This window comes from Flavobacterium suaedae (assembly GCF_014642915.1).
GTDB lineage: Bacteria > Bacteroidota > Bacteroidia > Flavobacteriales > Flavobacteriaceae > Flavobacterium > Flavobacterium suaedae.
On sequence record NZ_BMJE01000002.1, the window covers coordinates 494107 to 519680 of the forward strand.

A 25574-nucleotide genomic window follows, 5' to 3' on the forward strand; every position below is an offset into this window, starting at 1 on the left:
TTTATGTATTTTATAACGCTTATTAGTCTTCTAAAATACGCTTAGCTATTTTAATATTACTTTTATGAATTAAATCAACTAAAAACACATTAATAGAAAGTAAACCTTTGTTATCTTTTATCTCTTCTGTAAACGAGTTTTGTTTTTTCGTTTTTAGAGTGTCCTTTACAGGGGGATCAATACTATCCTTTTTATAAACAGCTAAATATTCAGTATTGTTTGTCGCGTCGCTTTTTTGCTTCACCTCGTTACTTGCCATAACAGTACCTGTAAAGGCAAGCATAAACAGTAGTAATACTTTTTTCATAATAGAGTTGTTAGTTGTTGATTACTATATAGCAGTAATAATAGTTTATTGGTAATTAGTTATATAGTCGTATAAAGTTACTATTTGTTACAATAAATTACAATTTTAACATTTTTTATATTTAAAAAATTATCTTGACTGTTTGTTAATCCATTCAGAAATGGTTTCCAAGACTACAGGAGCTATAGTTTGTTCTATGCTTGAATATTCGTTTGGAGCACCTGTTGCACTTTCCTGAAATAAGTGGTTTAACCCCGGTAATTCTTTTACGGTAACATGTTTATTACCACTTTTTTTAGCTATATCTTTTATTGCTCCCAGGTTAGCATTAGCAGGTACTTGTAGGTCATTTTCTCCGTTTAGTGCCAGTATAGGGCATTGTACTTTTTCTATGGCAGGGGCAGGGTTATAGCGTATAAAATAACTGTACCACGGAGAAGAAATTTCGTTTATCTGTAGTGTAATGTATTGGTTTACCTGTGACTCAGGAATACCCTTAGCAATAAAAACAGGCTTTAATTCTGTTTGGTATATTTCACTAAGTTTCTCTTTTAGCTTCTTTGGGTCTTTTTCCTGCTTAACAGCATTGTAAATAGTCATGTTAATATTACCCAGTTTTGTAAGTTCTTCATCAGGCATACCCTCTGCTTTATTAATTAAATAATTTTGCAACATTAATATTTCATCGCCCGGTATAGCAGTTCCTGCAAGCATTACTATAAAAGCTACACTTTTATTTTTAGCAGCAATTATAGGCGCAATAGTACCTCCTTCGCTATGACCTATTAGCCCTACTTTATTTTTATTTATTTCAGGTCGTGATTTTAAATATTCAAAAGCAGCTTCGGCATCATCAGCAAAATCTTTTGTTGTAGCATCTTTAAATTCTCCTCCTGATTCACCTACACCTCTGTCGTCATAACGAAGTACAGCAATACCGTTTCGGGTTAAATAATCAGCTAAAACAAGAAAAGGCTTATGCTCTAATAATTCTTCATCTCGGTTTTGAGGACCACTTCCGCTAATTAAAACTACAGCAGGGAAGTTGCCTTCTTTTTCAGGTAAAGACAATGTACCTGCCAGCTCTATATTAGCTCTGGGGTTTGTGAATTTTACATCTTCAGTATAGTAAGGATAAGGCTTTTTAGGTTCCTGCGGACGCTTAGCCTTTGTTATTTCTACTTTTTCTCTACTAAAGTTTAAAGGCAACGGCTGACCGTTTTGTGTAAATGTACCTTCAATACTTTCGTTTTTATACGTACCTTCATATTTAATTGCGCCCTGTGGGATAGCGAAAGTAAGTTTGTTGTCTTTAAAGGTTGTGGTTTGCACGGGTATTCCGTTAGCACCTTGGTCAGGGCTGTCCATAGTAGCGCTGTAGCCATCATCAGTACTTGTAACATGAAGGTTTATTCGTAATTGCCCTCCGGGAAATTTAAGTAGCCCGTACCAGTCACCTGTTACATCTTGAGCATTAATTACTGATGTTATGAAGAGTATGGTTAAAAGAATAAGTTTTTTCATTTTTATAAAGTTTATAGGATAGTGTAAAATAGTATTTTAGAGATTATTTCGGTAATTAGAATTGTTACTGCAAAAAGTATTTTTTGATTTGTTGTTTTTAAGTTTGCAGCTACTTTAAAGCCATTATATAGTAATGCTATATGCCATACAATAAACACAAGTATTAGTATTGATAAGACTAATAAATATACAATCTCTGAAGGAGCGAAACGTATGTCGTAAGGGTTAGAGGTTATTACCTTTCTTTCAATATTGGATATTTTACTGCTTATGTTAATTAAAGTCAATAAATAAAAAGGTAACCTTGCCAATAGTACCGTGCTGAGGACATCTGCTATTCTTGTTTTTTTATTTATATATATACCCAACATATATAGTGTAAAGGAGAGTAATACTATATTAACTGCATTTTCTATAAAAGGTGTTTCTATGGCTACATTTGTTGCAAAATGTAAATCCAGTACACCATCATATCGAGCGTTAAACCAATAGGCAGAAAGGCTTCCCAGTACCGTAAAAACAATTCCTATAAGTATTAATTGCTTTTCAGTATACTTTTTAAAAGGATTAAGTAGTAGTGTTTTCATTCTTCGTCCGGTATTAATTGCTTTACTTTTTCAATAAGGTCATCCAGTTTATTGCGAACAGTAGGGTAGCTGTTCCCCATTTGCTGCGCCATTTTTTTAAGGCTGCCGCTGGATAAGAAAAATTGTATAATAAAATCCTGTTCCTCCTTGCTAAGGCGTAGTAATGCCGGAAGGGGGTAGTTGCCCGATACCTGAGTTTGGCATTCAGGGCACGATAGCTGTGATACCCGTAAAGGTTCTGAACAGCTGGGGCATGTACTGGGTAGTTTTGGTTCAATCATTTTTATTAAAGTGTAATTCAAAATTAATAAAATTAAATTAAACTTTAATAAAGTTAAATAATATTTTTGTTTTAGTGAATAAAAAACTCCCTGAGTAGGGAGTTTAGTAGTATATTTTTAAAACTTATTTTTTATGTAATACTTTGTGTCTAAATCATCGTCTTCAATTTCATTAAACTTTTGCGGTTTTAATTGTTTCGGTTTTTTGTTTGCCGTTTTCTTTTTCCAAAGTTCGAAACTATCAGTAGGTAACTTCTTTTTCATAATTTCTGTTACCTCTTTTTCAGATATTCCGAAATCTTTTTTTAGTACTTCAAATGGCCTTTTTTCTTCCTGAGCCACTATTACTATTTTTTCAATTGTTTCTTTATCCAGCTCTACACGATTACTCTTTTTCATCACAGGGAAAAGTTTAGTCAGATTCTTTTTAAAAAATTATTTGTTGTTAATACTAATCAATATTACTAAAAAAAGTAGTTCACTTTATAAAGAATGCATTATTTATCAGATTTTTGAAAATCATTTAAAGAAAACTTAACCTTGTTGCATTTTTTTCTGTAAAAAGTGTTTTTATATACCTTATGTAAGAAAGTTTTAAATAAAAAAGAGATTTGTTAGAGTGTTTTTGTAGTTGAGGGGGGTATAATCAACTGCCTTTAAGAGGTTAAGTGTATAGGTAAGCCCAGTACATTAATAAAAGTTGAAGAGGTAATCGGGCAATAAGTAACCATTTTGGTAACCCGAAACTTGCCTTTTTATTTGTTACCATATATACATTGGCAGGGAAAACAGCAATTAAAAGTATAATAATGCCCCATGCAGCCCAAGCTGAGAATTTAGGCACTAAAAGGAGTATCCCCAGTACCACTTCGGCAAGCCCGCTAATTATATTTACTGTTTTAGGAGAAGTAAATAGTGGCGGTATAATACGCTCATACATTTTTGGTACTCTAAAATGGTTTAAACCAGCCAGTATATAAATAACTGCCATTACACATAAGTGCCAGGGTAAAGTCATATAAATTTGGTTTTACTCAAATTTAAGCATTCTTTCGGTTTCTTTTTGTTTTAATATTCATAATTACAATAGCAGCAATTATTAAGACAATACCAATCCACTGTAAAGCAGTTACCTCTTCATTTAGAATAATATATGCCATAGTTACCGATACAGGCAACTCTAAAGATGATACTATACTACCCAAACCAAGCCCCGTGTGCGGAAAACCGGCATTCATAAGCATAGGCGGAATAATAGTCCCGAACAGGGATAATAAAATTCCCCATTTTAAAAATATAGCCATATTAAAACTGCCTGTATAGGTATAAGCAGCAAAACCAAATACGATTACAGCACCCCCCATAAGCATATACAAACTACGCTGCGGTGTAGAAAGGTGCAGGGCAATTTTGTTAGCAGTAAACATAGTAGTGGTAAATGAAGCTGCTGCAAGCAGCCCCCAGCCAACACCACGCCAGTCGGGTAGGGTATCAGTTTCAATAAGGTTAGTGGCAAGTACCGTACCTGCCAGTACAATAATGGCAGCTATGGTTTTACGTGCCGAAGGAAAGCTTTTGCTTAAAATACCTTCCAGTACTACACCCATCCATACGGTTTGCATAAGCATTACAATACCTATGGAAACAGGAATGTATCGCACCGCCAAATAATAAAACAAGCTGGTAAAACCTAGTGAAGTACCCGCAAGCATTAGCTGTTTTATATCCTTGTTTGATGCCTTTACTGTTTCTGCTTTCTTGCTTTGTTTACGGAAAGCGTTAATGATAAGCAACCCGATTAATCCCAGTATAAACTGCGATGAGGTAACTTCGGCAGTAGTGTAGCCTTCGCCGTAGGCAAGTTTTACAAAAGTGGCAAGCATACCGTAGCTGGTAGCACCTAATCCCACTAATACTAACCCTTTAAATATATTGTTTTGTGACATTTTTTTTAAATTAAAAAGCCTGCAAAGATAGGGCAAACAGTTGACCTGATAAAGCAAAGCACATATTTAAAACTTTACCAATATACTAAGCTAACTATATTTATAGTTATAAGTAGATAACCCTTATAACTAAACGAATGAAAAACAGTTTACTATTGATGCTGATAGCTTTTATAAGCTGTGCTGATGGCAAAAAGAAAGAAGATGTTACAGAAACTACCGAAAAAGATTATTCCGAACAACATAAGGAAGCCTTAGCGTTTTGCAAAGAAAAAGGGATGAGTACCGATTACTATTTTCTGATTGATATGAGTGTGCATTCCGGTAAAAACCGATTTTATACTTACAGTTTTAAAGAAGGAAAAATAACTGATAGCAATATGGTTACCCATGGCAGTTGCGATGTATATGAACCTAACCGAACAAAATACCAAAAGGCAAAATTTAGTAATCGACCTGAAAGTCATTGCTCTTCTAATGGGAAGTATAAAATAGGGAGCAGGGATTACAGTTCGTGGGGAATTAATGTAAAGTACTGGTTGCACGGACTGGAAGAAAGCAACAGCAATGCAAAAGACAGGGTTATTGTTCTCCACTCGTGGGATGCAGTGTCTGACTCTGAGGTATACCCGCGTTTTAGTCCGTTAAGTTGGGGTTGCCCTGCGGTGTCTGATGTATTTATGCGAAAATTAGATGCTAAACTAAAGCAAACCGAAAAGCCTGTACTACTCTGGATTTTATAATAAATACTATTCTTTGTTATTCGCTTCCTCTATTAAATCGCTAAGGTGTACCCGAAGCGCACGCACGGAAATACTTATTTCCCAAAAGGAAACGGCAAGCGAGGCAAGCATAAGCAATAAACTTGCTCCGAACATATATATTGCCCAGTCTTCTACTTTAAAAAATAATAGTGTTAAGGCAAATACCGAGAAAAACAGACTTAACACACCATACATCTGCATGTGGCGGATAAGTGTTAGTCGCAGGTTCAGGTTTTTAATTTCGAGTAATATGCTTTTGGTGTGGTTTTCTTCGTAGTTCTTTTTTAGCCCGCGCACTATACCTGCTATAGTAAGGAAACGGTTGGTATAGGCAAGCAGTATTAACGATGTTGCCGAAAACAGTAAAGCAGGGGTTTCTAAAGAGAGTTCCATTTCAGTTTGGTTGATTGTAATGATAAAGATAAGTGTTTCGGATTAATTTTATTATTCTGCTAACACCTGTTCATCTATATATGTTATACTTTTAATAGTGAACAAATAAAAATATACGCTATGGATTCTATTAACAAACAACAGCCGGAAGATAATTTTAAAAACCTGGCAGGAGAAGAAGCACTGGATAAGATTAAGGAATTAGCTGAAGCTGCCGGTTCCTGCTTTTTTTGTACACAAATACAAACCGGAAAGCCTTTTGATACCCGACCGATGGCTCCTGAAGTTATTGATGACGAAGGTAATTTTTGGTTTTTGAGTGCGGATGACTCCCATAAAAACAAAGAACTGGAAACGGATCCTGCCGCACAATTACTTTTTCAGGGAGGGCGATATACCGATTTTTTAAGCTTGTACGGCAACTGTACTATTAGTAAGGATAAACAAAAAATAGACGAGTTGTGGGACCCGATGATGAAAACCTGGTTTACCGAGGGTAAAGACGACCCCCGTATAACCGTTATTAAATTTACCCCCACACAGGGTTACTACTGGGATACCAAACATGGTATGGCTGTAGCTTTATTAAAAAGGGCTTATGGCGCTATAAAAGGTGAAACCTATGATGATAGTGTAGAAGGTAATATAAAGCCATAAATTAAAACTCCCGAAAGGGAGTTTTTTATGTTTTTAATCCCGCGCACTATACCTCCTATAGTAAGGAAGCATTTGGTATAGGCAAGCAGTATTAATGATATTGCCGAAAACAGTAAAGCAGGGGTTTCGAGGAGAGTGTCATTATTGTAATTTTGGTACTGTAAATGTAAGAAGAAAATATATCTACAAAATCATGACTTTTTTAAAGTTATTTTAATTATGTTAAAAACTATTATAGAATGTTAAAAAAAATATGAGCTATCTACTTTATAGATTTGTAAATTAGTGTTCTAATTTCTTTTTAAATGAAAGATAGAGTTTGGTCTTGTTTAGTAAATTGTAAATACAAATCGTTTTTAATACAGCTTTTATATAAGAAATATCAGAAAAGAGAATGGAGAATAAGCCTTTTTCTCACAATTGCCTCTTCATCAAGTATTGCGGGGTGGTTAATTTGGGATAAATTAGAATTAATTTGGACAATAATTATAGCAGTTTCTCAAGCGATTACAACAATAAGACCTTTGTTGCCATATAATAAATATATAAAAGAGCTAGGTACAAAATCTATGAAATTAGAAAATCTAAATCTTGAATATGAAAGATTTTGGGATTCAATATCTAAGGATAAATTTTCAGATGACGAAGTCGAAGATTTTTATTATGATTTAAAAAGGCAAGGAATTGAAATTTTGAGATTTAGTGATGAAGTTTTTTTTGATGTGCCTAAGAAAGTAAGTAAAGAAGCTGAAGAGAGAATGAGTGTCTTCCTTAGAAGTAATTACAATGTAAAACCTATAAATGAATAATAAACCCTAAAAAAAATAAATTATGAATGATGATAAAAAACGCAATAATGACTCCTCACAAAATAATAGAGGTGAAATCAATGGAAAGATAGAGAAAAGTAATCTACCAGATTATGAATATACTCCCCCACCTCCTTCAACAGATAATAAGCCCAATGATAAGAAATAAGAATAAATAAAAAAACCTGTGGCGAGAGCTACAGGTTTTTTCTATCATCTATTATCCAACGTTCTTATTTAATCATTTCAAAACTGCGTTTTACAAAAGCGGTAAGTTCTTCGCCTTTTAACAGGTTTTGGCTTAGTTTGGCAAGGTCTAGTGCTTGTTTTACTAATGCTTCTTTTTGTGCTTTGTCTTCGGTGTTTAGTATGCTTCCTGTAAGCTCGTGGTTGGTATTTACCACAAGGTTGTACATTTCGGGCATGTTGCCCATACCAAACATACCACCGCCACCGCTTTGGCTCATTTCTTTCATACGGCGCATAAACTCCGGCTGTGTAATACGGAACGGTGCAGCATTGCTGTCCATAGCTTCAAGCTGTACGGTATACGTAGTTTTCGGAACAATCTCTTCCAGCGTAGTTTTTAAGGTTTCTTTTTCCTCATCACTGAGTTTAGATAGTTGTTCTTCTTCTTTTTGTATCAGTTTATCTATATGGTCGGCATCCACACGCGCGAAGGTAAGGTTCTCGTTATCCGCTTCCAGTTTTTGTATCAGGTGCGATACTATAGGCGAGTCTAATAACAATACTTCGTACCCTTTATCTTTTGCTTCGGCAATGTAGCTGTGTTGCTCATCTTTATTAGAAGCATACAATACTACCAGCTTACCGTCTTTATCGGTTTGAGTAGCTGCCAGTTTTTCTTTTAGCTCATCAAGCGTAAAGTACTTTTCATCTACAGTAGGGTACAGTACAAACGCACCTGCTTTTTCGTAGAATTTAGGCTCGCTAAGCATACCATATTCCAGTACAATTTTAATATCGTTCCATTTCTTCTCGAAATCCTCACGGTTTTCTGTAAATAACGATTTTAGTTTATCCGCTACTTTACGGGTAATGTAGTTCGATATTTTTTTAACGGCACCATCTGCTTGCAGGTACGAGCGCGATACATTCAACGGAATGTCCGGACTGTCGATAACCCCGCGAAGCATGGTTAGGAATTCAGGTACTATACCTTCTACATTATCAGTTACAAATACCTGGTTTTGGTATAATTGAATTTTATCTTTCTGTACTTGTAAATCAGCCGAAAGTTTAGGGAAGTATAAAATACCTGTCAGATTGAATGGATAATCTACATTCAGGTGAATATGGAATAACGGTTCTTCAAACTGCATTGGGTACAACTCACGGTAGAAGTTTTTATAGTCTTCTTTCTCTAAGTCGCTAGGTTGTTTCGTCCAAGCCGGGTTAGGGTTGTTAATAATGTTATCTACTTCAACCGTTTCTTCTTTATAATCTTCAGGAGCGTCTTCCGGTTTTGGTAAAGTTTCTGTACGTGTACCAAATTTAATTGGCACAGGCATAAACTTGTTGTATTTATTTAAAAGCTCGCTAATGCGGTTTTCTTCAAGGAACTCTGTAGAGTCTTCTGCAATGTGAAGTATAATCTCAGTACCTCGCTCTGTTTTGTCAGCAGGTTCAATAGTAAATTCAGGGCTACCGTCACAAATCCAGTGTACAGCAGGCTCGTCTTTATAGGACTTAGTAATGATTTCCACTTTTTCGGCCACCATAAAGGCTGAATAGAAACCAAGACCAAAATGCCCAATAATACCTGAATCTTTGGCAGAGTCTTTATATTTTTCAAGGAATTCCTCAGCACCCGAAAAAGCTACCTGATTGATGTATTTTTCAACCTCTTCGCCTGTCATACCAATACCTTGGTCTGTAATATGTATTTTTTTACCTTCTTTGTCTACTTTCACCTCAATCATCGGGTTGCCATATTCTACATTGGCTTCACCTATGTTTGTAAGGTGTTTTAATTTTAAAGTAGCATCGGTTGCGTTGGATATTAACTCACGTAAAAATATTTCGTGGTCGCTGTATAAAAACTTTTTGATTAGGGGAAATATGTTTTCTACTGAAACATTAATTTTTCCTGTTGCCATAATATATAAGTGTTTTTTATATGTATTAATTTGTTGATTGTTCTTTTTCAAATAAGATACCAATTAAAACAGAGTGACAAAATGGCATTTTAGGTATGGGGTTTACTGTAAAAGTTACATTCAGTGTGTCGTAAATGTTAAAGAAATAAGGATTTAAGAAAAGATTAATATTAAGACTTTGTTTTGAGGCAATACTGTATAAAGTGCTTGTTTTATTAAAACAAAGTCAGTTGCGCTACTTTTTCTATATTTTAAATTTAATATAATTCCTGTTAAATTATATGTTTACTGTTGTAAAGTAATCTATATTCTTAGTAATTTTATCCATATAAACAGAGCAAAAAGTTAACTAATAAACCTAATAATAATTATGAAGAAAATTGTGTTTTTATGCATGATGGTTGCCTTGGTAGCTTCATGTGGTTCGCTTGACCAAAAATCGCAGGTAGGACTAAAAGGTAACTGGACTATAACACAAGTTACATATCCGGGTTCGGATTATATTAAAGTAAACTCATTTGATATTGCAGACTCTAAATGTTTTATAGGCAGTAATTGGAGTTTCGTGTCTAATAACAATAAAGGTGAAATGAGTCTTACGCAGCCGGGGTGCCCGTCCTTTAGCAGTCCTATAGTATGGACAATTACTAAAACAGGTGATTTTACATTAAAAATTACTGAGGGAGAAAAAGCTAAACGTGTATCGCAAGGATATTATTTAAAAGTAAGAAATCAAACAGATAATTCTTTCCAGCTTGTAGATAATGTAAACGTAGGCGGAAATAATGTTGAGGTTGTATACCAATTCCAAAGAAGATAAAAAATCAATAAAACAAAAAATAAAGATTTATAATTATGAAGAAGGCAAAAATTTATTTCATGTCACTGGCACTATTAGCCGGTATAGTTCTTACCTCATGTGAGGCAATGAAAAACACCAGTAACACGCAAAGAGGTGTAGGAATAGGAGCAGCATCAGGAGCAGTTCTTGGTGGTGTTATAGGTAACAATGTTGGTAAAGGTAACACTGCACTTGGTGCCATAATTGGTGGTGTTGTAGGTGGTACTGTAGGTGGTGTTATTGGTAATAAAATGGATAAGCAAGCTCAGGAAATAGACCAAGCGTTACCGGGAGCGGAAGTAGAAAGAGTGGGAGAAGGTATTAAACTGACTCTTGGTGAAAACTCTGTAAATTTTGATTTAAACAAATCAACCCTTACTTCTAAAGCAAAAGCTAATCTTGACAGACTTGTACCTGTATTTAATGAATATCCTAATACTAATATTCAGGTATTTGGTTATACCGATAGTAGTGGTAGTGATGATTATAATTTAAGATTGAGTGAGCAAAGAGCTGCATCTGTAGTTTCGTACCTTACAGGAAAGGGACTTTCATCATCAAGATTTACCACTATGGGTAAAGGCGAGGCTGACCCTATAGCAGATAATGAAACAGCTTCAGGAAGAGCACAAAATAGAAGAGTAGAGTTTGCCATTACTGCAAACCAACAAATGATAGAAGAAGCAGAGAAGGAAGCAAAACAATAATTTTTTTGAATTTGTGTTAAGTGTTAAGCAAAAAAGCTGCCTATAGAGGCAGCTTTTTTTATATGTAATTTAAAGTATTTTTATCTCCAGTCAACATCACTGCTATTTCTCCCGAAGTAATAAGTAAGTCCGAAAGAAAGGTTAAACATTTTACCGGTAAATGCATTATCCGTAGGGCTCCCGTCAGGATATTCTCCTGCAAAATTGTAATGTTGCGTAAAGTTAAGTATAAATGATGCATCCATCATAAAAGCGAAATTATCACTAATATATACTTGTGGAGTGATGCCGATGATTACATTACCTATATTATCTACCCCATTTCTATTTATCGATTTTAAAGAAGAATAACCAAGACCGCCATGAGCCAATGCATTTATATACCCGTTGGTCATGTTAGGCAGGTCTAATGTACGTCCTAAATTGTACACTCCCTGAACAGAAAATCTTTTGTAATCTGTTCCTAACTCTGGGTTACTGCCTGTTCTGAATTGGTCTAAACCAAAATCGAATTTAATACCCCAGTATTCATCTACCATATATCTAAAGCCTGCATCAAAGTGGGTAAAGCCACTAATACTTGGGTCTCCTGATGCTGCCATACCATACCCTGCTTCAAGTGAGTATTGATCAAATTTGCTTTGAGAGTAGCCAAAGTTTACTACTATCAGCATTGCAATAAAAGTTAGTTTACGTATCATAGCTTAAGTTAAATTTTTGGTAAAGATATTGTTAAGAATTAAAAATTCAATTATTTAAGTCAAAATATTTTTTTGCAGCAAACCAAAACATCTATATATACGTAAATAACTATAGGTGGATTGGAAATAATGTTTTGTATTAAGAAAACGTATTTTCATAATACATGTTATTTATTGGTTAGGTGTGAAAAAGGAGTCGCTAATAGCGGCTCCTTTTAGCTTTTTTATAAGAACTTAACTAATACAATATTGATTGTAATTCAATATTTTTGCACAGTAATAATTAAAGAATGCTTGCAGTAAAAAATATTTCTTTTGGGTATGATAAAGATACTATACTCCATCATATAAGCTTTACAGTTAACAAAGGGCAAAATATAGCCATAATAGGAGAAAGTGGGTGCGGAAAAAGTACTTTGCTAAAACTTATATATGGACTTTATGATTTAGATGAAGGCGAAATTATATACAATAATGAAAAAGTATTGGGTCCGGCTTATAATTTAGTACCCGGAATGCCATATATGAAATACCTGGCTCAGGATTTTGACTTAATGCCCTATACTACAGTAGCAGAAAATGTAGGCAAGTATCTTTCTAATTTTCATTTAAAGGAGAAAAAGCAGCGTGTACAAGAGTTGCTGGAGATAGTAGAAATGAGTGACTATGCAGATGTTAAACCTAAATACCTTAGCGGCGGGCAACAGCAACGTATAGCTTTAGCAAAAGTTCTGGCTGTAGAACCGGAGGTGCTGCTTCTTGATGAACCTTTCAGCCATATAGATAATTTCAGGAAAAATGCTTTAAGGCGTAATCTTTTCGCCTATTTAAAACAAAAAGGAATAATATGTATAGTAGCAACACACGATAGCACAGACACACTTTCGTTTGCAGACGAAACCATAGTGCTTAAAAAAGGAAAGCTAATACATAAAGTACCACCTAAGCAATTATATTTTAACCCTGCAGATAAATATACGGCTTCTCTGTTTGGGGAAGTTAATGAAATAAAAAAGGAGCTATTTACATTTACTAAGGAAGATAACGAAACCGCATTATTATATCCGCATCAATTAAAAGTTAGTGAAGACGGTCCTTTACAGGTAGTAGTAAAACAAAGCTATTTTAAAGGAAGCCATTACCTTATAAAATCAGCTTTGGATAAGCAGGTTGTGTTTTTTGAACATACAAGAAGTATAAATTCAGGAGAAAATATTAATCTGGAAGTAGTTACTAACATCCATTAAGTAGTACAAAAAGTTTAATTTACGACGCTAAATAGTGGTATAATTTTACGAATTGTTTATTTTTACCAACTTATTTTTATTAAAATCATATATCAATGTATAATTCTAAGATTTCCGGATTAGGTTATTATGTGCCTGAAAATGTAGTAACAAACGATGACCTGTCTAAAGTTATGGATACTAATGACGAGTGGATTCAGGAGCGTACCGGTATAAAAGAAAGAAGGCATGTAGTAAAAGGAGATGGCGATACTACAACCACAATGGGAGTAAAAGCAGCCCAAAAAGCAATTGAAAAATCAGGACTTGATAAAGATGAAATTGACTTTATAATATTTGCGACTCTTAGCCCTGATTATTATTTTCCGGGACCAGGTGTTTTAGTACAAAGAGATCTTGGGTTAAAAAGAACAATAGGCGCTCTGGATGTTCGTAACCAATGCTCAGGATTTATATATGCTATTTCGGTAGCCGACCAGTTTATAAAAACAGGAATGTATAAGAACATATTAGTAATAGGTTCTGAGTTGCACTCTACAGGTTTAGATATGACTACAAGAGGTCGCGCCGTATCAGTAATATTTGGTGATGGTGCAGGCGCAGCAGTATTAAGCAGAGAAGAAGATACTACAAAGGGAATACTTTCCACACACCTGCACTCCGAAGGGCAGCATGCAGAAGAGTTATCACTTATAGCTCCCGGCATGGGTAAACGTTGGGTCACCGATATAATTGCGGATAATGACCCTAATGATGAAAGTTATTACCCGTACATGAACGGGCAGTTTGTATTTAAAAATGCTGTAGTACGTTTTAGCGAGGTAATTATGGAAGGTTTAAAAGCGAATAACCTGCAAGTATCTGATATTGATATGTTAATACCACACCAGGCTAACTTAAGAATTTCTCAGTTTATACAACAAAAATTTCAGCTTAGTAATGATCAGATATATAACAATATAATGAGATATGGTAATACTACAGCAGCATCAGTACCTATTGCTTTAACCGAAGCCTTTGAAGAAGGTAAAATAAAAGAAGGCGACACAGTAGTATTAGCAGCCTTTGGTAGTGGCTTTACTTGGGGAAGTGCTATTATAAAATGGTAATTAAATTTACGATTTAATCAGATAATAAAAAGCTACCCGTAAATGGGTAGCTTTTTTTTATATTGTGCAAACTAAAAACAGGTGTTTTATGATAGTAAAATATATACTAGGAATACTATGTATTGTAATTTTTCTCCTTCTAGGTTATTATTTTTTTCCTGAAAAGAAATTACCCAAAGGCAAGCCTGTAGACCGCTTAGTAGTGTATAAAAGCAAAAGAATAATGGAAGCCTATTCAGGAAATGAGCTTTTAAAAACGTATAAAATAGCATTGGGTAAAAACCCCGTAGGACATAAAGAATATGAAGGCGATAACCGAACTCCCGAAGGAGATTATATAATAAACGACCGTAACCCTAATAGTGGCTATCATAAAAACCTAGGAGTATCTTACCCAAATAATAAAGATAGAGAGCATGCTAAACAATTAGGTAAACCTCCCGGGGGCGATATAAAAATTCATGGTTTACGTAATGGCAGGGGCTATATAGGTAAATTCCACCGCTGGAAAGACTGGACAGCTGGCTGTATTGCGGTTACCGATAGTGAAGTAGATGAGCTTTATGAAGCAGTAGTTAACAACGCAACTATAAAAATAATACCGTAATAGTATAAAATTGTATTATTTGCCAAGACTGAGGTTTTTGTATTATTGTGGGTTATAAATTTTTATAAGTAAAGTTTATTAATTCCATACAAAAATCATGTTTTCTAAAAAATACATTCATAGCACTCTAGTGTGGCTATTATTTTTAAATAGCCTTATAATAAGCGCTCAAAATAGTAACGATAAACTAACCTACTGTAATCCTGTTAATTTAAATTATCGTTTTTGTCTTGATGAACCGTCACGACGCGAAGCGGCAGACCCTGTTATTGTAAACTTTAAAGGTGAATATTTTCTTTTTGCTTCAAAATCAGGAGGATATTGGTATTCTTCTAATTTGGTTGACTGGAACTTTGTAACAACTCCTGATTTACCTATAGAGGATTATGCGCCTGCTGCTGTTGTTATTAATGATGAAATTTATTTTACAGCATCAACAAATGGCGATAAAGTACCGGTTATATATAAATCGGCAAAGCCTAAAACAGGAAGGTGGGAAGTGGTTAATAGTAATTTCCCGATACAAAATGTAGATCCTGATTTATTTCTTGATGATGATGGTAGGCTTTATTTATATTATGGTTGTTCTAATATAGAGCCTTTATATGCTGTAGAACTTGATAGAACTACCTTTATGCCGATAGGTGAACCTGTAGCCTGCATGAATGCAGATATAGAAAATAACGGATGGGAGCGCCCGGGAGATTATAATGAACGCAGTGAAAGACCATGGACAGAAGGAGCATGGATGACCAAGTTTAACGGCAAATATTATTTACAATATTCCACACCCGGTACTGAGTTTAGAAGTTATGCTGACGGTATGTACGTAGCCGATAACCCACTGGGCCCTTTTAAACTTAGCGAATATAACCCTTTTTCTTATCGACCTTCGGGTTTTGCTACAGGAGCAGGACACAGCGCTACTTTTCAGGATAATTATGGTAATTATTGGCACATCAGTAGTACCACAATATCAGTAAAACACAAGTTTGAACGAAGATTAAGTCTTTTTCCGGTATTTTTTAATGAGGATGGTTACGCCTATACCTATACAGGCTTTGGTGATTATCCCATAAGCATACCGCAACGTAAAATAGAGAATGAAGAAGATTATCTTTCAGGCTGGATGCTGTTATCGTACAATAAAAAAGTAACTGCTTCATCTTCCCTGCCAGAATATGGTGTAGAAAAAAGCGTAGATGAAAATATACGTACCTACTGGAGCGCGAAAGATGGTAAAAAGGGACAGTGGTTACAGGTTGATTTAGAAGATGTCTATACAGTTAATGCGGTACAGTTAAATTTTGCAGAACATACTACTACTATTTTAGGCAGAGATCCGGGCATATATTATCAATATATGCTTGAGTACTCTACAGATGGTAAAACATGGCAAGTGCTGGCAGATAAAACTAAAAATAAAGAGGATGCACCACATGATTATATTGTTGTGCAAAACCCTGTAAAAGCACGTTATGTTCGGGTAAAAAACTATCATACACCTTCCGGTACTTTTGCTATGTCAGGTTTTAGAGTGTTTGGGAATGGTAGTGGTGCAAAACCTGCTGCTGTTACTACTATTACAGCAGAAAGACAAACGGATAATAACTGCTCAGTAAAGCTAAACTGGGAAAAAATAGAGAACACTACAGGTTATAATATAAGGTATGGTACGGCTCCTGATAAACTTTTTCTAAATTATCAGGTATATGGTGATAATCATATACAGATAAACTCGCTTTCAAAAAAACAGAACTATTATTTTGTTGTAGATAGTTTTAATGAAAATGGTATTACAAAAGGAAGCACTATTTCAGAGATAAAATAAAAACATAGAAAAGAAAAACCCCTGCAGTATGATAAATACTGACAGGGGCTCAACTACTAAACTAAACTCTCGTATGAAAAATAATCCGTGGTTAGGTGGATTATGCTGTAATTAAAACATTTGTCCGCTGGACTGTTTGGTATTATCATCACGTTGCTTGCGTTGCATAGCTCTGTTTTTACCACCACCAAACATATAATTAATACCGAAGTACACTGATTGACTTTCCCAACGGAATTCCCCACTTTGCGGGAATGGGTTTTTAGCGTCAAACGCATAACGCATGGTGTTAAACATATCGTTAAAGCGAAGACTGAAAGTCATTTTGTTATCTAGCAATGTATAACGCGCTCCGGAGTCTATTTTGTACATTTCTTTACTGTTATTTTGCACACCGTTTACAGGACCTCTGTAAAACCCGAATAGTAAAAAGCTAAGTCTTTGGTTAACTCTAAAGTTGCTGTTAAGTCTTGCATTAAGAGCAGAAACGTCAACTTCTTTTAAAACAGATTGGTACTGGTCTTCCGTTCCCGGAACTAATTCAGAAACTAAACCTTTCTGTGAAATATTAGAAAAATCTACTGATGGCTGTACATCCCACCATTTGGTTATTTTGTAATTGGCAGAAACTTCAAAACCGTAAGCTGTGTTTCTGTCAAAGTTAGTATAGCTTAAAATCTGGTCATTTTCATTATCAGGAGTACTTTCGTCAGGATAAACAATTCTGCTTATTTCATCATTTATCAGCCTGTAATACACACCTGCCGTAACAGATGAGTTTCTGTCGAACATTCGGGTATAATTAAGCTCTACCGAGTTTGTAAACTGAGGCTCTAGGTACTGGTTACCTATTGATGTGGTTAATGGCGTGGCAAACTCCCTTACCGGTTTTGTTTGTTGCAGGCTGGGGCGGTCTACACGTCGGCTATAGCTCAATTGCAGCATATTTTTCTCATTAATAGTATAACCAAAAAATGCTGATGGATATACTGTTAAATAGTCATCATCAAAAGTAGCTTCACCATTATTAAAGTTAGCTTCTACTTTATAGCTTTCAAAACGTGCACCCAACTGGTAGCTGAATTTTGAGAACTTTTGCCCGAATGTGGCGTAAGCAGAGTATATATTTACATCGTAGGTATAATTTGAGTTTTGTAGCGCTGGGTTAGTAACATTAGGGTTTGTAGTCCTGTAGTTACTTTCGTTGTTTATTATTCTTGCCTGTGCTCCTAATTCCAGTTTCGATTTTTCATTAATAGGGTTTACATAATCTAAATTCAGCGTTATATTCTCACCTTCATCATCAACCCTGTCCTCGTAAAAAGAGCTGTCTGCATCTGTTTCGGTAGTAAAATCAGCATCCTGAGTGCTTTGGGTGTCATTAAAATTACCTTCAAAATCCAGTGTATGCCCTTCATCGTTAAATTTATGTTTGTAGGCAAGGTTGTAGGTGTTATTATGATTACCGGTGTCATATACCGCTAACTGGTTAAGACTTTCAAAACCTGAATTCTGAGGGTAAAAAATATCAGTAGCTACATTACCCACACCTTCAAAATAGTTCTGGTTAGTGTAAACGGATATTGTGTTTTTATCATCTATATAAAAGTCTAAACCAAATTTACCCAAGTAACTTTCGTTATCATTGCTAATGTCCAGTATTTGGTCAGAGTTTATGTCACGGCGTTCTATTTTACCATTATTAAAATATTTACCAAAGTTGGAGCCTAAGTTGGTAAAGAAGTTTATTTTACCAACTCTGTAATTCATATTAAGTGAGTTGTTATACTTAGGCGTTTCACCAAAAGTAATCCCTGCATTAAAATTACCGTTAAACCCGTCATTACTGTTTTTGTGAAGTATTATATTAATAATACCCGACATCCCTTCAGGGTTATATTTAGCACTTGGGTTGGTAATAAGCTCTATCTTTTTAATAGAGGTAGAAGGTATTTGTTTTAATAACTGTGCTGCCGATATATTAGTTGGTCGCCCGTCAATTAAAACCCTTACATTTTGGTTACCGCGTAGCGATATGTTGCCATCCTGGTCAACATTAACCGATGGTATGTTATTCATAATTTCCGAAGCTGTACCACCCGCAGTAGTAAGGTCGCGCCCTACCGTTATTACCTTACGGTCAATTTTCTGCTCAATGGTAGATACTTCTTTAACTATTTCCACCTCATTAAGCAACATAGCCTCTTCTTCTAAAATAATGTTGCCAAGATTTACCTTCTTGTTATCGCCTAAAAGGTTAGCATTCAGTTTTTGCGTTTTATAACCCATAAACTGAATTTCTACACTGTAGTTTTTAGGTTCAAGATTTCGTATAGTAAACTCTCCGTTTTCTTCGGTAATTCCACCTGTTACAGTAGCATTGTTTTCCTTTATTACAATACTAACATAAGGTAGCGGTTGGTTAGTAGTTTTATCGATAACCTTACCTGATATTTCCGCATTTTTTTGAGCGTAAAGGGTCGATAGGCTCCCTAGCAGGAAGCACAGCAATAACTTAAACTTCATCGTTCGTTTTTTGATTAATGATTGATGCCTATATGACAACTTAACAAGCAAAATGTTACAACAAAAATTAATTTTTTTTGAAAAAATATTCTTAGTGTTTTTAAAGTTGGAATACTCAGTGTCTTATCAAAATATAATTATATTTGCAGGTCAAAAAGCATACAAAATGGCATTAGCACAAATTATTACTCCACATATAGAAAAAGCGGTAAAAGCACTGTTTGATATCAACCTTGAAAAAGTTGAATTACAGGCTACCCGTAAAGAGTTTGAAGGGGATATAACCATGGTTATTTTCCCATTGGTAAAGCAGTTAAAAAGTAACCCTGTAGAGTTAGGAAAAAAAATAGGGGAGTACCTTGTGGAACACTCGGATATTGTAGAGCGTTTTAATGTGGTTTCCGGATTTTTAAATATTGTAATTTCCGATAACTATTACATTAACTTCTTTAATGCTGTAAAGAATAATGAGGAGTATGGTTTTGAAAAACCTCAGGAAGGCGGTAAAGCAGTAATGGTAGAGTATGCCTCGCCAAATACTAACAAACCGTTACACCTAGGGCACGTGCGTAATGTATTACTGGGCTATTCGGTAGCAGAGATACTAAAAGCTTCGGGTAAAAAAGTATATAAAACCCAAATTATAAACGACAGGGGTATACACATTTGTAAATCGATGGTTGCTTATGAAAAATTTGGTAACGGAGAAACGCCTGAAAGCGCCAATATAAAAGGCGATAAACTTGTAGGGAATTACTATGTAGCTTTTGATAAAGCGTACAAAGAAGAAATAGAGGCCTTAAAAGCAGAAGGCAAAACCGAAGATGAAGCTAAGAAAAATGCACCGATACTTGTAGAAGCACAAGATATGCTACGAAAGTGGGAGGCAGGCGATGCTGAGGTTGTAGCACTCTGGGAAAAAATGAACGGCTGGGTTTACAAAGGTTTTGATGAAACTTACGAAAACATAGGTGTTGATTTTGACAGAAATTATTACGAAAGCAATACCTACCTTTTAGGGAAAGACGTTGTAGCAGACGGACTGGCTAAAGGGGTGTTCTATAAAAAAGAAGACGGTTCGGTTTGGATAGACTTAACCGATGAAGGTCTTGATGAGAAATTAGTATTACGTGCCGATGGTACTGCTGTGTATATGACACAGGATATAGGTACGGCAATTCAGCGTGTTAAAGACTGTCCTGATGTTGGTGGTATGGTATATACTGTAGGTAACGAACAGGATTATCACTTTAAGGTATTATTCTTAATCCTTAAAAAACTGGGTTATGACTGGGCAGAGAATTTATACCACCTGTCTTACGGTATGGTTGATTTACCAAGCGGTAAAATGAAAAGCCGTGAAGGTACTGTAGTAGATGCTGATGACCTAATGACCGAAATGACTGCTACGGCTAAAAATATCTCAGAAGAGTTAGGTAAGCTTGACGGCTATGGCGACGAAGAAAAGAAAAAACTATACAAGATAATAGGATTGGGTGCGTTAAAGTATTATATATTAAAAGTAGACCCTAAAAAACGAATTCTTTTCAACCCTGAAGAGTCAGTAGATTTTGCAGGGAATACAGGACCTTTTATACAATATACTTACGCAAGGATACAGTCGTTATTACGCAGAGCAGATTTTGATTATTCATCTGCTTTAAAACCGGAAGATATAGTGTTGCAGGAAAGAGAGAAAGAGCTGTTAAAGCTGTTATTACAATACCCTGAAGTAATACAAAATGCGGCATCGGGTCACTCTCCGGCATTAATTGCTAACTATATTTATGAGGTGGTTAAAGAGTATAACTCCTTCTACCAAAGTGTACCTGTATTGGGTGCAGAAGTTGAAAACGAAAAAGTTTTCCGTATACAATTATCTAAAAAAGTAGGCGATACTATTAAGTCTGCCTTTACTCTTTTAGGTATAGGGGTGCCGGAGCGTATGTAATTAAAACCACAATTTTTTGTGAAACCTGATAAACCGTATTTCTTTCAGTCGTTTGCTATTGTAGTATTATCTATAGTGGCTTTCTTTATATTTAAACAGTTTTTGCCCCGAAAGATATTTAGCGAGCAGGATATCCCTGCCGAAAATGTATTAATAGACAGTATGGTTATTAAAGCCATACAGGAAATTGATACCACGGCTATTGTAGAGAAAGATACCGTTCCGCCTAAGAAAAAGATAAAATTTAAAAAGAAGAAAGGTATTAAATACCCTACCGAAACTTTTGACGGCTATAAAGGGCATCAACACCTTATTGCTTTTTATGAAAAACTGTTGGCGCTGGAAGAGAAAAATAAAGGCAGTGTCCGCATTGCTTATTTTGGTGACTCTATGACAGATGGCGATTTAATCGTTCAGGATTTCCGTTCTAACTTTCAGGAGCGTTTTGGCGGTACAGGAGTAGGTTTTGTTAATATAACATCAGAGTCGGCAAATGCCCGTATTACTGTAAAGCATACCTTTTCCAGAAATTGGGATGCACAGTCCTATATTAATACACAAAAACCTACCAGCCCGTTTGGGGTAAACGGGCATGTTTTCTTTACCAAGCACGATACTGTAAAACCTATATGGGTAAATTACAAAGCAGGCTATCAGGCAGGGCTTAATTGGTTGCAAAAACCTACTTTGTTTTACGGTAAATCGAATAATAAAGAAGCCGAAATAGAAGTTTTTACTAAGAATGATACCATAATTAAAAAGCTAACCCCTGAAAAGGTATTAAACACGCTTACACTATCGCAGGAGAGTTTAAAAGAGTTTAAAGCACAATTTATTGCTGCCGACTCTATACCATTTTACGGTTTTAATTTTGATGATGGTAAGGGGGTTCATGTAGATAATTTTTCAAGCAGAGGTAATTCAGGGTTGCCAATATCAATATTCAATACCCGCTTAATGCGTGCTTTTGATGAAAAATTGGGCTATGATTTAATTGTGCTGCACTATGGTACGAATGTGCTTAATTACGGCAGTTATAATTACGGTTGGTATACTAAGCGTATGGGCAGGGTGGTACAGCATATAAGGGAGTGTTTCCCTAATGCAGATATATTGATTATATCTACTGCTGATAAGTCCTCTAAATATGATATGGAGATGAAAACGGACTCAGCTGTGGTACCCTTAACATTGGCTCAAAAGAGATATGCTGTAGAGCAGGAAGCTGCTTTTGTAAATCTGTATTTACTTATGGGCGGAGAGAACAGTATGGTAGAATGGGTAGAGCAGGAAAAACCATTAGCAAATAAAGATTATACGCACTTTAATTATCGTGGTGCTAAAAAAGTAGCAGGACTTGTATACCAACAGCTAATGGATGGGTATGAGGAGTTTAAGAAAATGAAGAAGGAAAGTGAAAAAGGAACTAAGCCCAAAGGATTAACAAAAGCATCATCAGTTAAAAAAACAGATTCCCTAAAACCGGCAGATTCTTTATCACATAAAAAAGACACTATTATAAATGGTTACTAAATATTTCGCAATACTTTTTTGTGTAATAACTACAGTTGCTTTTTCACAAATAGATTCGCAAACAGATTCTTTGATTGTGCAAACGGACAGTATAGTTATTGATTCTGTTACGGTAATAGAACAGGAAACAAATTGTATTACCAATCCTAATGCACTAACTCCTATTTTTGAAAAGCTCTACACTTTGGAGCAGGAAAAAAAAGGGAAAATAAATATTGTACATATAGGAGACTCCCATATACAGGCAGATATTTTTAGTGATGTAATTCGTGTAAACTTACAATCTGAATTTGGTAATGGCGGTTTCGGTTTTTCCTTTCCATACCGTTTAGCAAAAACAAACGGTAGTACTTCGGTACGGTTTAAATCGAATATAGAGTGGGAGCACCGCAGAAATGTATACCCTCCCGAAAAAGGTATAGAGGTAGGACTTAGTGGTATAGCTTTAAATACCAAAGAAGATTTTGTTATAGAAACAGAAGTGCGAGATACGGCTTATAATTTTAATACTATTAAGTTAATTACGCCTTATAACCTCCCATTATTTGATTTAGCTACCAGCTCAAAAGATATTATTATTGAATCGAAAGAGCCTAAAGTAGTTAGCCATAAAATAAAAAGCGGAGAAGCACTTTCTGTAATAGCACAAAAGTATAATACTTCCGTCTCGGCTATTAAACAAGCCAACGATATGCGTTCTAATACCATATATGCAGGTAAAGTATTAAAAATACCTACCGGTGAAATGGAAAAGAAAACAATAAGTCGTTCGGAGTTTATACCATTGCAGTTAGAAGCTGATTCTTTGTCTTATTACTACCATAGCCAAGAAAGGTTATCAAAAATATACATACTCCCTACAAAAAGTGTAAGTCCTTATGAACTTAACGGGGTGGTACTGGAAAATGATACTCCGGGTATTATATATCACGGTATAGGGGTTAATGGTGCCAAAGCAATTGATTATAATAAATATCCGCTATTTTTTAAGCAGTTACCGGTATTACAGCCTGATTTAATTATTGTTTCGTTAGGTACAAATGAATCGTTTGAAAAAATAGAAACAGATAAGTTTATAACGGAATTAAATACTTTTATAACCAATATAAAAATAGCTAACCCAAATGCTTGTGTTTTAGTTATGACACCACCTCCGTCACTATTTAAAAAACGTTACCCTAATACTTTTGCAGGTTCATACAGCAGCGCAATACTACAACAGGAAAGCGAAACCTATTATGCCTCATGGGATTTATTTACCGAAATGGGAGGCTTATATAGTGTACCTGATAATGCTAAGAAAGGTTTAATGTCTACTGACAGGATACACTATTCTGTACAAGGGTATGTACTACAGGGTGAGCGATTCATTGAATCATTTAATAAAGCATACAATAATTTTAAACTAATGAAAGAAGATGCAGTGGATTGATATACTACCGCAAATAACATGGGAGCAAGTGCAGGGGTGGTTTACATACGACCCTTCCAGACCGTTGTTATTTAACTCAGGTTTATTTCTTGGGTTGTTTGTAGTTTTCTATGCAATTTACTTAGCATTACGTAAAACGTTTTATGCCCGCATCTTCTATGTAATCTGTTTTTCATTATTCTTTTATTATAAGTCCAGCGGTATGTACTTCCTGTTACTGATGTTTACTTCGGTAATGGATTATACCCTCAGTTATTTCCTGTATCGGGAAACAAAAGAGTCGCAACGGAAACTATATGTATGGTTTAGTGTTGTGGTTAACCTGAGCTTCTTAGCTTATTTTAAGTATAGTAACTTTTTGATAGGTAACTATAACGACTTATTTGGCGGGCAGTTTGCTTTTTATGATGTTATCCTGCCTGTAGGTATTTCATTTTATACTTTCCAGTCTATTAGTTATACGGTAGAAATTTACCGTAAAGAGATAACGCCGGCTAAAAGTTTCCCTGATTATTTATTCTTTGTTTCGTTTTTTCCGCAGCTTGTAGCAGGACCAATAGTTAGGGCTAAAGATTTTATACCTAAAATATACGAGAAACTGTCTATCACTAAAAGAGATGTAAACTACGGGCTTTTCTTAATAATAGGCGGGGTTCTAAAGAAGACAGTAATATCCGATTATATATCAATAAACTTTGTAGACAGGGTTTTTGATTCCCCTAATACGTATACTGCCTTCGAAAACCTGATGGCAACATATGGATACACACTGCAAATTTACTGTGATTTTTCAGGGTATAGTGATATGGCAATAGGTATCGCATTATTATTAGGTTTTGAGTTACCGCCCAACTTCCGTACACCCTATAAATCAATTAATATTACAGAGTTTTGGCGCAGGTGGCATATATCGCTATCTACATGGCTTAAAGATTTCTTGTATATATCAGTTGGAGGAAACAGAAAAGGAACTTTTGCAGGGTTTTTATTCCCAACATTATTTTTTGTAGGGGTAATAGTATGGGGTATAATACACTTGGAAGAAAGCTATATACCATTAATTATTGGGGTAGGAGCATTAACTGTTTTTATACTATCGCTTATTTTAGTAAAAGACAAACAGAAAACACTAACCACTAATGCCAACCTTTTAACAACAATGCTATTAGGGGGCTTATGGCACGGTGCCAGTATACGCTTTATAGTATGGGGTGCACTGCACGGTATGGCATTAATAGTACACAAGCTGTTTATGACTATTTTCCCTTTTAAGAAAGGAGAACATAAAAAACGAAGTAGTATTTTAGGTAATTTTATAGCAGGAGTACTTACATTTCATTTTGTGGCATTTTGCTGGATATTTTTCAGAGCAAAAGATTTTGACAGGGCGCTTGCCATAATACAGAATATAGGTAAAGTTAGTATTGATTTAGAACAGTGGCAAACTATTATAACAGGTTATAAACATGTTTTTCTTTTAATGCTTATAGGCTATATATGGCATTTTCTTCCTGAAAATATTATTAATGCCATGTGGAAAGCATTTAACAAAACGCCTTTAGTGGCAAAAGCTATTATATTAGGTTTTGTGTATTGGGTAGTATATGCAATAGCTTCAGCAGGACCACAACCATTTATATACTTTCAGTTTTAAATATAACAATCAAGCTTAATTTTGTTGTTAATAGTAGCGATTGCTTT

The 25574-nt window shown here is 35.2% G+C and carries 25 protein-coding genes and 1 pseudogene; 14 read left to right on the forward strand and 12 right to left on the reverse strand.

Features of this window, described 5'->3' with window-relative positions; translation table 11 throughout:
- Positions 1-22: 22 nt before the first annotated feature.
- The 7 genes from IEW45_RS05295 to IEW45_RS05325 form a co-directional block, all read right to left on the reverse strand.
- The gene (locus IEW45_RS05295) at positions 23-307 is read right to left on the reverse strand and encodes a hypothetical protein (RefSeq protein WP_188620184.1); all 285 of its coding nucleotides are present in this window, start codon (positions 305-307) and stop codon (positions 23-25) included.
- Positions 308-436: 129 nt separating this feature from the next.
- A complete protein-coding gene (locus IEW45_RS05300) occupies positions 437-1831 on the reverse strand; it encodes an alpha/beta hydrolase family protein (RefSeq protein ID WP_188620185.1) in 1395 nt (464 codons plus the stop codon).
- An 11-nt stretch (positions 1832-1842) separates the two neighbouring features.
- A complete protein-coding gene (locus IEW45_RS05305; RefSeq protein WP_188620186.1) occupies positions 1843-2418 on the reverse strand; it encodes a YIP1 family protein in 576 nt (191 codons plus the stop codon).
- Positions 2415-2699 carry a DUF2089 family protein gene (locus IEW45_RS05310; protein WP_229665896.1) on the reverse strand — a complete coding sequence of 95 codons (285 nt, stop codon included), beginning with the start codon at positions 2697-2699 and terminating at the stop codon, positions 2415-2417. The genes IEW45_RS05305 and IEW45_RS05310 overlap by 4 nt, the downstream gene beginning before the upstream one ends.
- A 117-nt stretch (positions 2700-2816) precedes the next feature.
- The gene (locus tag IEW45_RS05315; protein WP_188620187.1) at positions 2817-3098 is read right to left on the reverse strand and encodes a DUF2805 domain-containing protein; all 282 of its coding nucleotides are present in this window, start codon (positions 3096-3098) and stop codon (positions 2817-2819) included.
- Between the two features lie 265 nt (positions 3099-3363).
- Positions 3364-3717, reverse strand: coding sequence for a DoxX family protein (locus tag IEW45_RS05320; protein ID WP_188620188.1), 354 nt, complete (start codon positions 3715-3717; stop codon positions 3364-3366).
- A 22-nt stretch (positions 3718-3739) separates the two neighbouring features.
- Entirely contained in the window at positions 3740-4645 is a 906-nt protein-coding gene (locus IEW45_RS05325) for an EamA family transporter (protein ID WP_188620189.1), read from the reverse strand.
- Positions 4646-4782: 137 nt separating this feature from the next.
- On the opposite strand from IEW45_RS05325, the gene IEW45_RS05330 reads away from it, so the two are divergent.
- Positions 4783-5388 carry a murein L,D-transpeptidase catalytic domain-containing protein gene (locus IEW45_RS05330; protein ID WP_188620190.1) on the forward strand — a complete coding sequence of 202 codons (606 nt, stop codon included), beginning with the start codon at positions 4783-4785 and terminating at the stop codon, positions 5386-5388.
- Between the two features lie 6 nt (positions 5389-5394).
- Here IEW45_RS05330 and IEW45_RS05335 read toward each other — a convergent pair whose 3' ends face one another.
- Positions 5395-5802 (reverse strand): DUF2721 domain-containing protein, encoded by a 408-nt coding sequence (locus IEW45_RS05335; RefSeq protein WP_188620191.1) that lies wholly within the window; start codon positions 5800-5802, stop codon positions 5395-5397.
- A gap of 120 nt (positions 5803-5922) precedes the next feature.
- Here IEW45_RS05335 and IEW45_RS05340 point away from each other — a divergent pair, with 120 nt between their 5' ends.
- Positions 5923-6459 (forward strand): pyridoxamine 5'-phosphate oxidase family protein, encoded by a 537-nt coding sequence (locus IEW45_RS05340; protein ID WP_188620192.1) that lies wholly within the window; start codon positions 5923-5925, stop codon positions 6457-6459.
- A 32-nt stretch (positions 6460-6491) separates the two neighbouring features.
- Here the strand turns inward: IEW45_RS05340 and IEW45_RS14890 are convergent.
- Positions 6492-6638, reverse strand: a pseudogene (locus tag IEW45_RS14890) (DUF2721 domain-containing protein); the annotation flags it as partial.
- A 126-nt stretch (positions 6639-6764) separates the two neighbouring features.
- Here IEW45_RS14890 and IEW45_RS05345 point away from each other — a divergent pair.
- Positions 6765-7268: a hypothetical protein gene (locus tag IEW45_RS05345; protein ID WP_188620193.1), complete on the forward strand. Its 504-nt coding sequence runs from the start codon at positions 6765-6767 to the stop codon at positions 7266-7268.
- 22 nt (positions 7269-7290) lie between these two features.
- A complete protein-coding gene (locus tag IEW45_RS05350; protein ID WP_188620194.1) occupies positions 7291-7437 on the forward strand; it encodes a hypothetical protein in 147 nt (48 codons plus the stop codon).
- A gap of 64 nt (positions 7438-7501) precedes the next feature.
- Here IEW45_RS05350 and htpG read toward each other — a convergent pair whose 3' ends face one another.
- On the reverse strand, positions 7502-9388 hold the full coding sequence (gene htpG, locus IEW45_RS05355; protein ID WP_188620195.1) for a molecular chaperone HtpG: 1887 nt from the start codon (positions 9386-9388) through the stop codon (positions 7502-7504).
- A gap of 370 nt (positions 9389-9758) precedes the next feature.
- Here htpG and IEW45_RS05360 point away from each other — a divergent pair, with 370 nt between their 5' ends.
- Positions 9759-10208 (forward strand): lipocalin family protein, encoded by a 450-nt coding sequence (locus tag IEW45_RS05360; RefSeq protein ID WP_188620196.1) that lies wholly within the window; start codon positions 9759-9761, stop codon positions 10206-10208.
- A 35-nt stretch (positions 10209-10243) separates the two neighbouring features.
- Positions 10244-10936 carry a YiaD family glycine zipper/OmpA-like lipoprotein gene (locus tag IEW45_RS05365; protein WP_188620197.1) on the forward strand — a complete coding sequence of 231 codons (693 nt, stop codon included), beginning with the start codon at positions 10244-10246 and terminating at the stop codon, positions 10934-10936.
- 80 nt (positions 10937-11016) lie between these two features.
- Here the strand turns inward: IEW45_RS05365 and IEW45_RS05370 are convergent, their stop codons facing one another.
- The gene (locus IEW45_RS05370; RefSeq protein ID WP_188620198.1) at positions 11017-11637 is read right to left on the reverse strand and encodes a hypothetical protein; all 621 of its coding nucleotides are present in this window, start codon (positions 11635-11637) and stop codon (positions 11017-11019) included.
- A 290-nt stretch (positions 11638-11927) separates the two neighbouring features.
- Between IEW45_RS05370 and IEW45_RS05375 the strand changes: the two genes are divergently transcribed.
- From IEW45_RS05375 to IEW45_RS05390, 4 genes are all read left to right on the forward strand, one after another.
- Complete coding sequence (locus tag IEW45_RS05375) at positions 11928-12884, forward strand: ABC transporter ATP-binding protein (protein ID WP_188620199.1); 957 nt, start codon at positions 11928-11930, stop codon at positions 12882-12884.
- Positions 12885-12979: 95 nt separating this feature from the next.
- The gene (locus IEW45_RS05380) at positions 12980-13993 is read left to right on the forward strand and encodes a 3-oxoacyl-ACP synthase III family protein (protein WP_188620200.1); all 1014 of its coding nucleotides are present in this window, start codon (positions 12980-12982) and stop codon (positions 13991-13993) included.
- Positions 13994-14081: 88 nt separating this feature from the next.
- Positions 14082-14600, forward strand: coding sequence for a L,D-transpeptidase family protein (locus IEW45_RS05385; RefSeq protein WP_188620201.1), 519 nt, complete (start codon positions 14082-14084; stop codon positions 14598-14600).
- 97 nt (positions 14601-14697) lie between these two features.
- Complete coding sequence (locus IEW45_RS05390) at positions 14698-16431, forward strand: family 43 glycosylhydrolase (RefSeq protein ID WP_188620202.1); 1734 nt, start codon at positions 14698-14700, stop codon at positions 16429-16431.
- A gap of 111 nt (positions 16432-16542) precedes the next feature.
- Here IEW45_RS05390 and IEW45_RS05395 read toward each other — a convergent pair whose 3' ends face one another.
- Positions 16543-18957, reverse strand: coding sequence for a TonB-dependent receptor (locus IEW45_RS05395; RefSeq protein ID WP_188620203.1), 2415 nt, complete (start codon positions 18955-18957; stop codon positions 16543-16545).
- Between the two features lie 166 nt (positions 18958-19123).
- Between IEW45_RS05395 and argS the strand changes: the two genes are divergently transcribed.
- The 4 genes from argS to IEW45_RS05415 are packed head-to-tail and all read left to right on the forward strand — an operon-like array spanning position 19124 to position 25527.
- Positions 19124-20908: an arginine--tRNA ligase gene (gene argS, locus IEW45_RS05400; RefSeq protein ID WP_188620204.1), complete on the forward strand. Its 1785-nt coding sequence runs from the start codon at positions 19124-19126 to the stop codon at positions 20906-20908.
- Positions 20909-20926: 18 nt separating this feature from the next.
- Positions 20927-22441, forward strand: coding sequence for an SGNH/GDSL hydrolase family protein (locus IEW45_RS05405; protein ID WP_188620205.1), 1515 nt, complete (start codon positions 20927-20929; stop codon positions 22439-22441).
- Complete coding sequence (locus IEW45_RS05410; protein ID WP_188620206.1) at positions 22431-23873, forward strand: LysM peptidoglycan-binding domain-containing protein; 1443 nt, start codon at positions 22431-22433, stop codon at positions 23871-23873. Before IEW45_RS05405 ends, IEW45_RS05410 begins: the two co-directional genes overlap by 11 nt.
- Positions 23860-25527, forward strand: coding sequence for an MBOAT family O-acyltransferase (locus IEW45_RS05415; RefSeq protein ID WP_188620207.1), 1668 nt, complete (start codon positions 23860-23862; stop codon positions 25525-25527). Before IEW45_RS05410 ends, IEW45_RS05415 begins: the two co-directional genes overlap by 14 nt.
- Positions 25528-25574 lie beyond the last annotated feature (47 nt).

What these genes read in the sequence shown, in the direction of transcription:
- IEW45_RS05365 (WP_188620197.1), top strand. Translation starts at nt 10,244, where the DNA reads ATGAAGAAGGCAAAAATTTATTTCATGTCACTGGCACTATTAGCCGGT.
- IEW45_RS05375 (WP_188620199.1), top strand. Translation starts at nt 11,928, where the DNA reads ATGCTTGCAGTAAAAAATATTTCTTTTGGGTATGATAAAGATACTATA.
- IEW45_RS05310 (WP_229665896.1), bottom strand. Translation starts at nt 2,699, where the DNA reads ATGATTGAACCAAAACTACCCAGTACATGCCCCAGCTGTTCAGAACCT.
- IEW45_RS05335 (WP_188620191.1), bottom strand. Translation starts at nt 5,802, where the DNA reads ATGGAACTCTCTTTAGAAACCCCTGCTTTACTGTTTTCGGCAACATCG.
- IEW45_RS05300 (WP_188620185.1), bottom strand. Translation starts at nt 1,831, where the DNA reads ATGAAAAAACTTATTCTTTTAACCATACTCTTCATAACATCAGTAATT.
- IEW45_RS05390 (WP_188620202.1), top strand. Translation starts at nt 14,698, where the DNA reads ATGTTTTCTAAAAAATACATTCATAGCACTCTAGTGTGGCTATTATTT.
- IEW45_RS05345 (WP_188620193.1), top strand. Translation starts at nt 6,765, where the DNA reads ATGAAAGATAGAGTTTGGTCTTGTTTAGTAAATTGTAAATACAAATCG.
- IEW45_RS05385 (WP_188620201.1), top strand. Translation starts at nt 14,082, where the DNA reads ATGATAGTAAAATATATACTAGGAATACTATGTATTGTAATTTTTCTC.
- htpG (WP_188620195.1), bottom strand. Translation starts at nt 9,388, where the DNA reads ATGGCAACAGGAAAAATTAATGTTTCAGTAGAAAACATATTTCCCCTA.
- IEW45_RS05295 (WP_188620184.1), bottom strand. Translation starts at nt 307, where the DNA reads ATGAAAAAAGTATTACTACTGTTTATGCTTGCCTTTACAGGTACTGTT.
- IEW45_RS05305 (WP_188620186.1), bottom strand. Translation starts at nt 2,418, where the DNA reads ATGAAAACACTACTACTTAATCCTTTTAAAAAGTATACTGAAAAGCAA.
- IEW45_RS05395 (WP_188620203.1), bottom strand. Translation starts at nt 18,957, where the DNA reads ATGAAGTTTAAGTTATTGCTGTGCTTCCTGCTAGGGAGCCTATCGACC.
- IEW45_RS05340 (WP_188620192.1), top strand. Translation starts at nt 5,923, where the DNA reads ATGGATTCTATTAACAAACAACAGCCGGAAGATAATTTTAAAAACCTG.
- IEW45_RS05320 (WP_188620188.1), bottom strand. Translation starts at nt 3,717, where the DNA reads ATGACTTTACCCTGGCACTTATGTGTAATGGCAGTTATTTATATACTG.
- IEW45_RS05360 (WP_188620196.1), top strand. Translation starts at nt 9,759, where the DNA reads ATGAAGAAAATTGTGTTTTTATGCATGATGGTTGCCTTGGTAGCTTCA.
- IEW45_RS05350 (WP_188620194.1), top strand. Translation starts at nt 7,291, where the DNA reads ATGAATGATGATAAAAAACGCAATAATGACTCCTCACAAAATAATAGA.
- IEW45_RS05325 (WP_188620189.1), bottom strand. Translation starts at nt 4,645, where the DNA reads ATGTCACAAAACAATATATTTAAAGGGTTAGTATTAGTGGGATTAGGT.
- IEW45_RS05415 (WP_188620207.1), top strand. Translation starts at nt 23,860, where the DNA reads ATGCAGTGGATTGATATACTACCGCAAATAACATGGGAGCAAGTGCAG.
- argS (WP_188620204.1), top strand. Translation starts at nt 19,124, where the DNA reads ATGGCATTAGCACAAATTATTACTCCACATATAGAAAAAGCGGTAAAA.
- IEW45_RS05380 (WP_188620200.1), top strand. Translation starts at nt 12,980, where the DNA reads ATGTATAATTCTAAGATTTCCGGATTAGGTTATTATGTGCCTGAAAAT.
- IEW45_RS05315 (WP_188620187.1), bottom strand. Translation starts at nt 3,098, where the DNA reads ATGAAAAAGAGTAATCGTGTAGAGCTGGATAAAGAAACAATTGAAAAA.
- IEW45_RS05410 (WP_188620206.1), top strand. Translation starts at nt 22,431, where the DNA reads ATGGTTACTAAATATTTCGCAATACTTTTTTGTGTAATAACTACAGTT.
- IEW45_RS05330 (WP_188620190.1), top strand. Translation starts at nt 4,783, where the DNA reads ATGAAAAACAGTTTACTATTGATGCTGATAGCTTTTATAAGCTGTGCT.
- IEW45_RS05370 (WP_188620198.1), bottom strand. Translation starts at nt 11,637, where the DNA reads ATGATACGTAAACTAACTTTTATTGCAATGCTGATAGTAGTAAACTTT.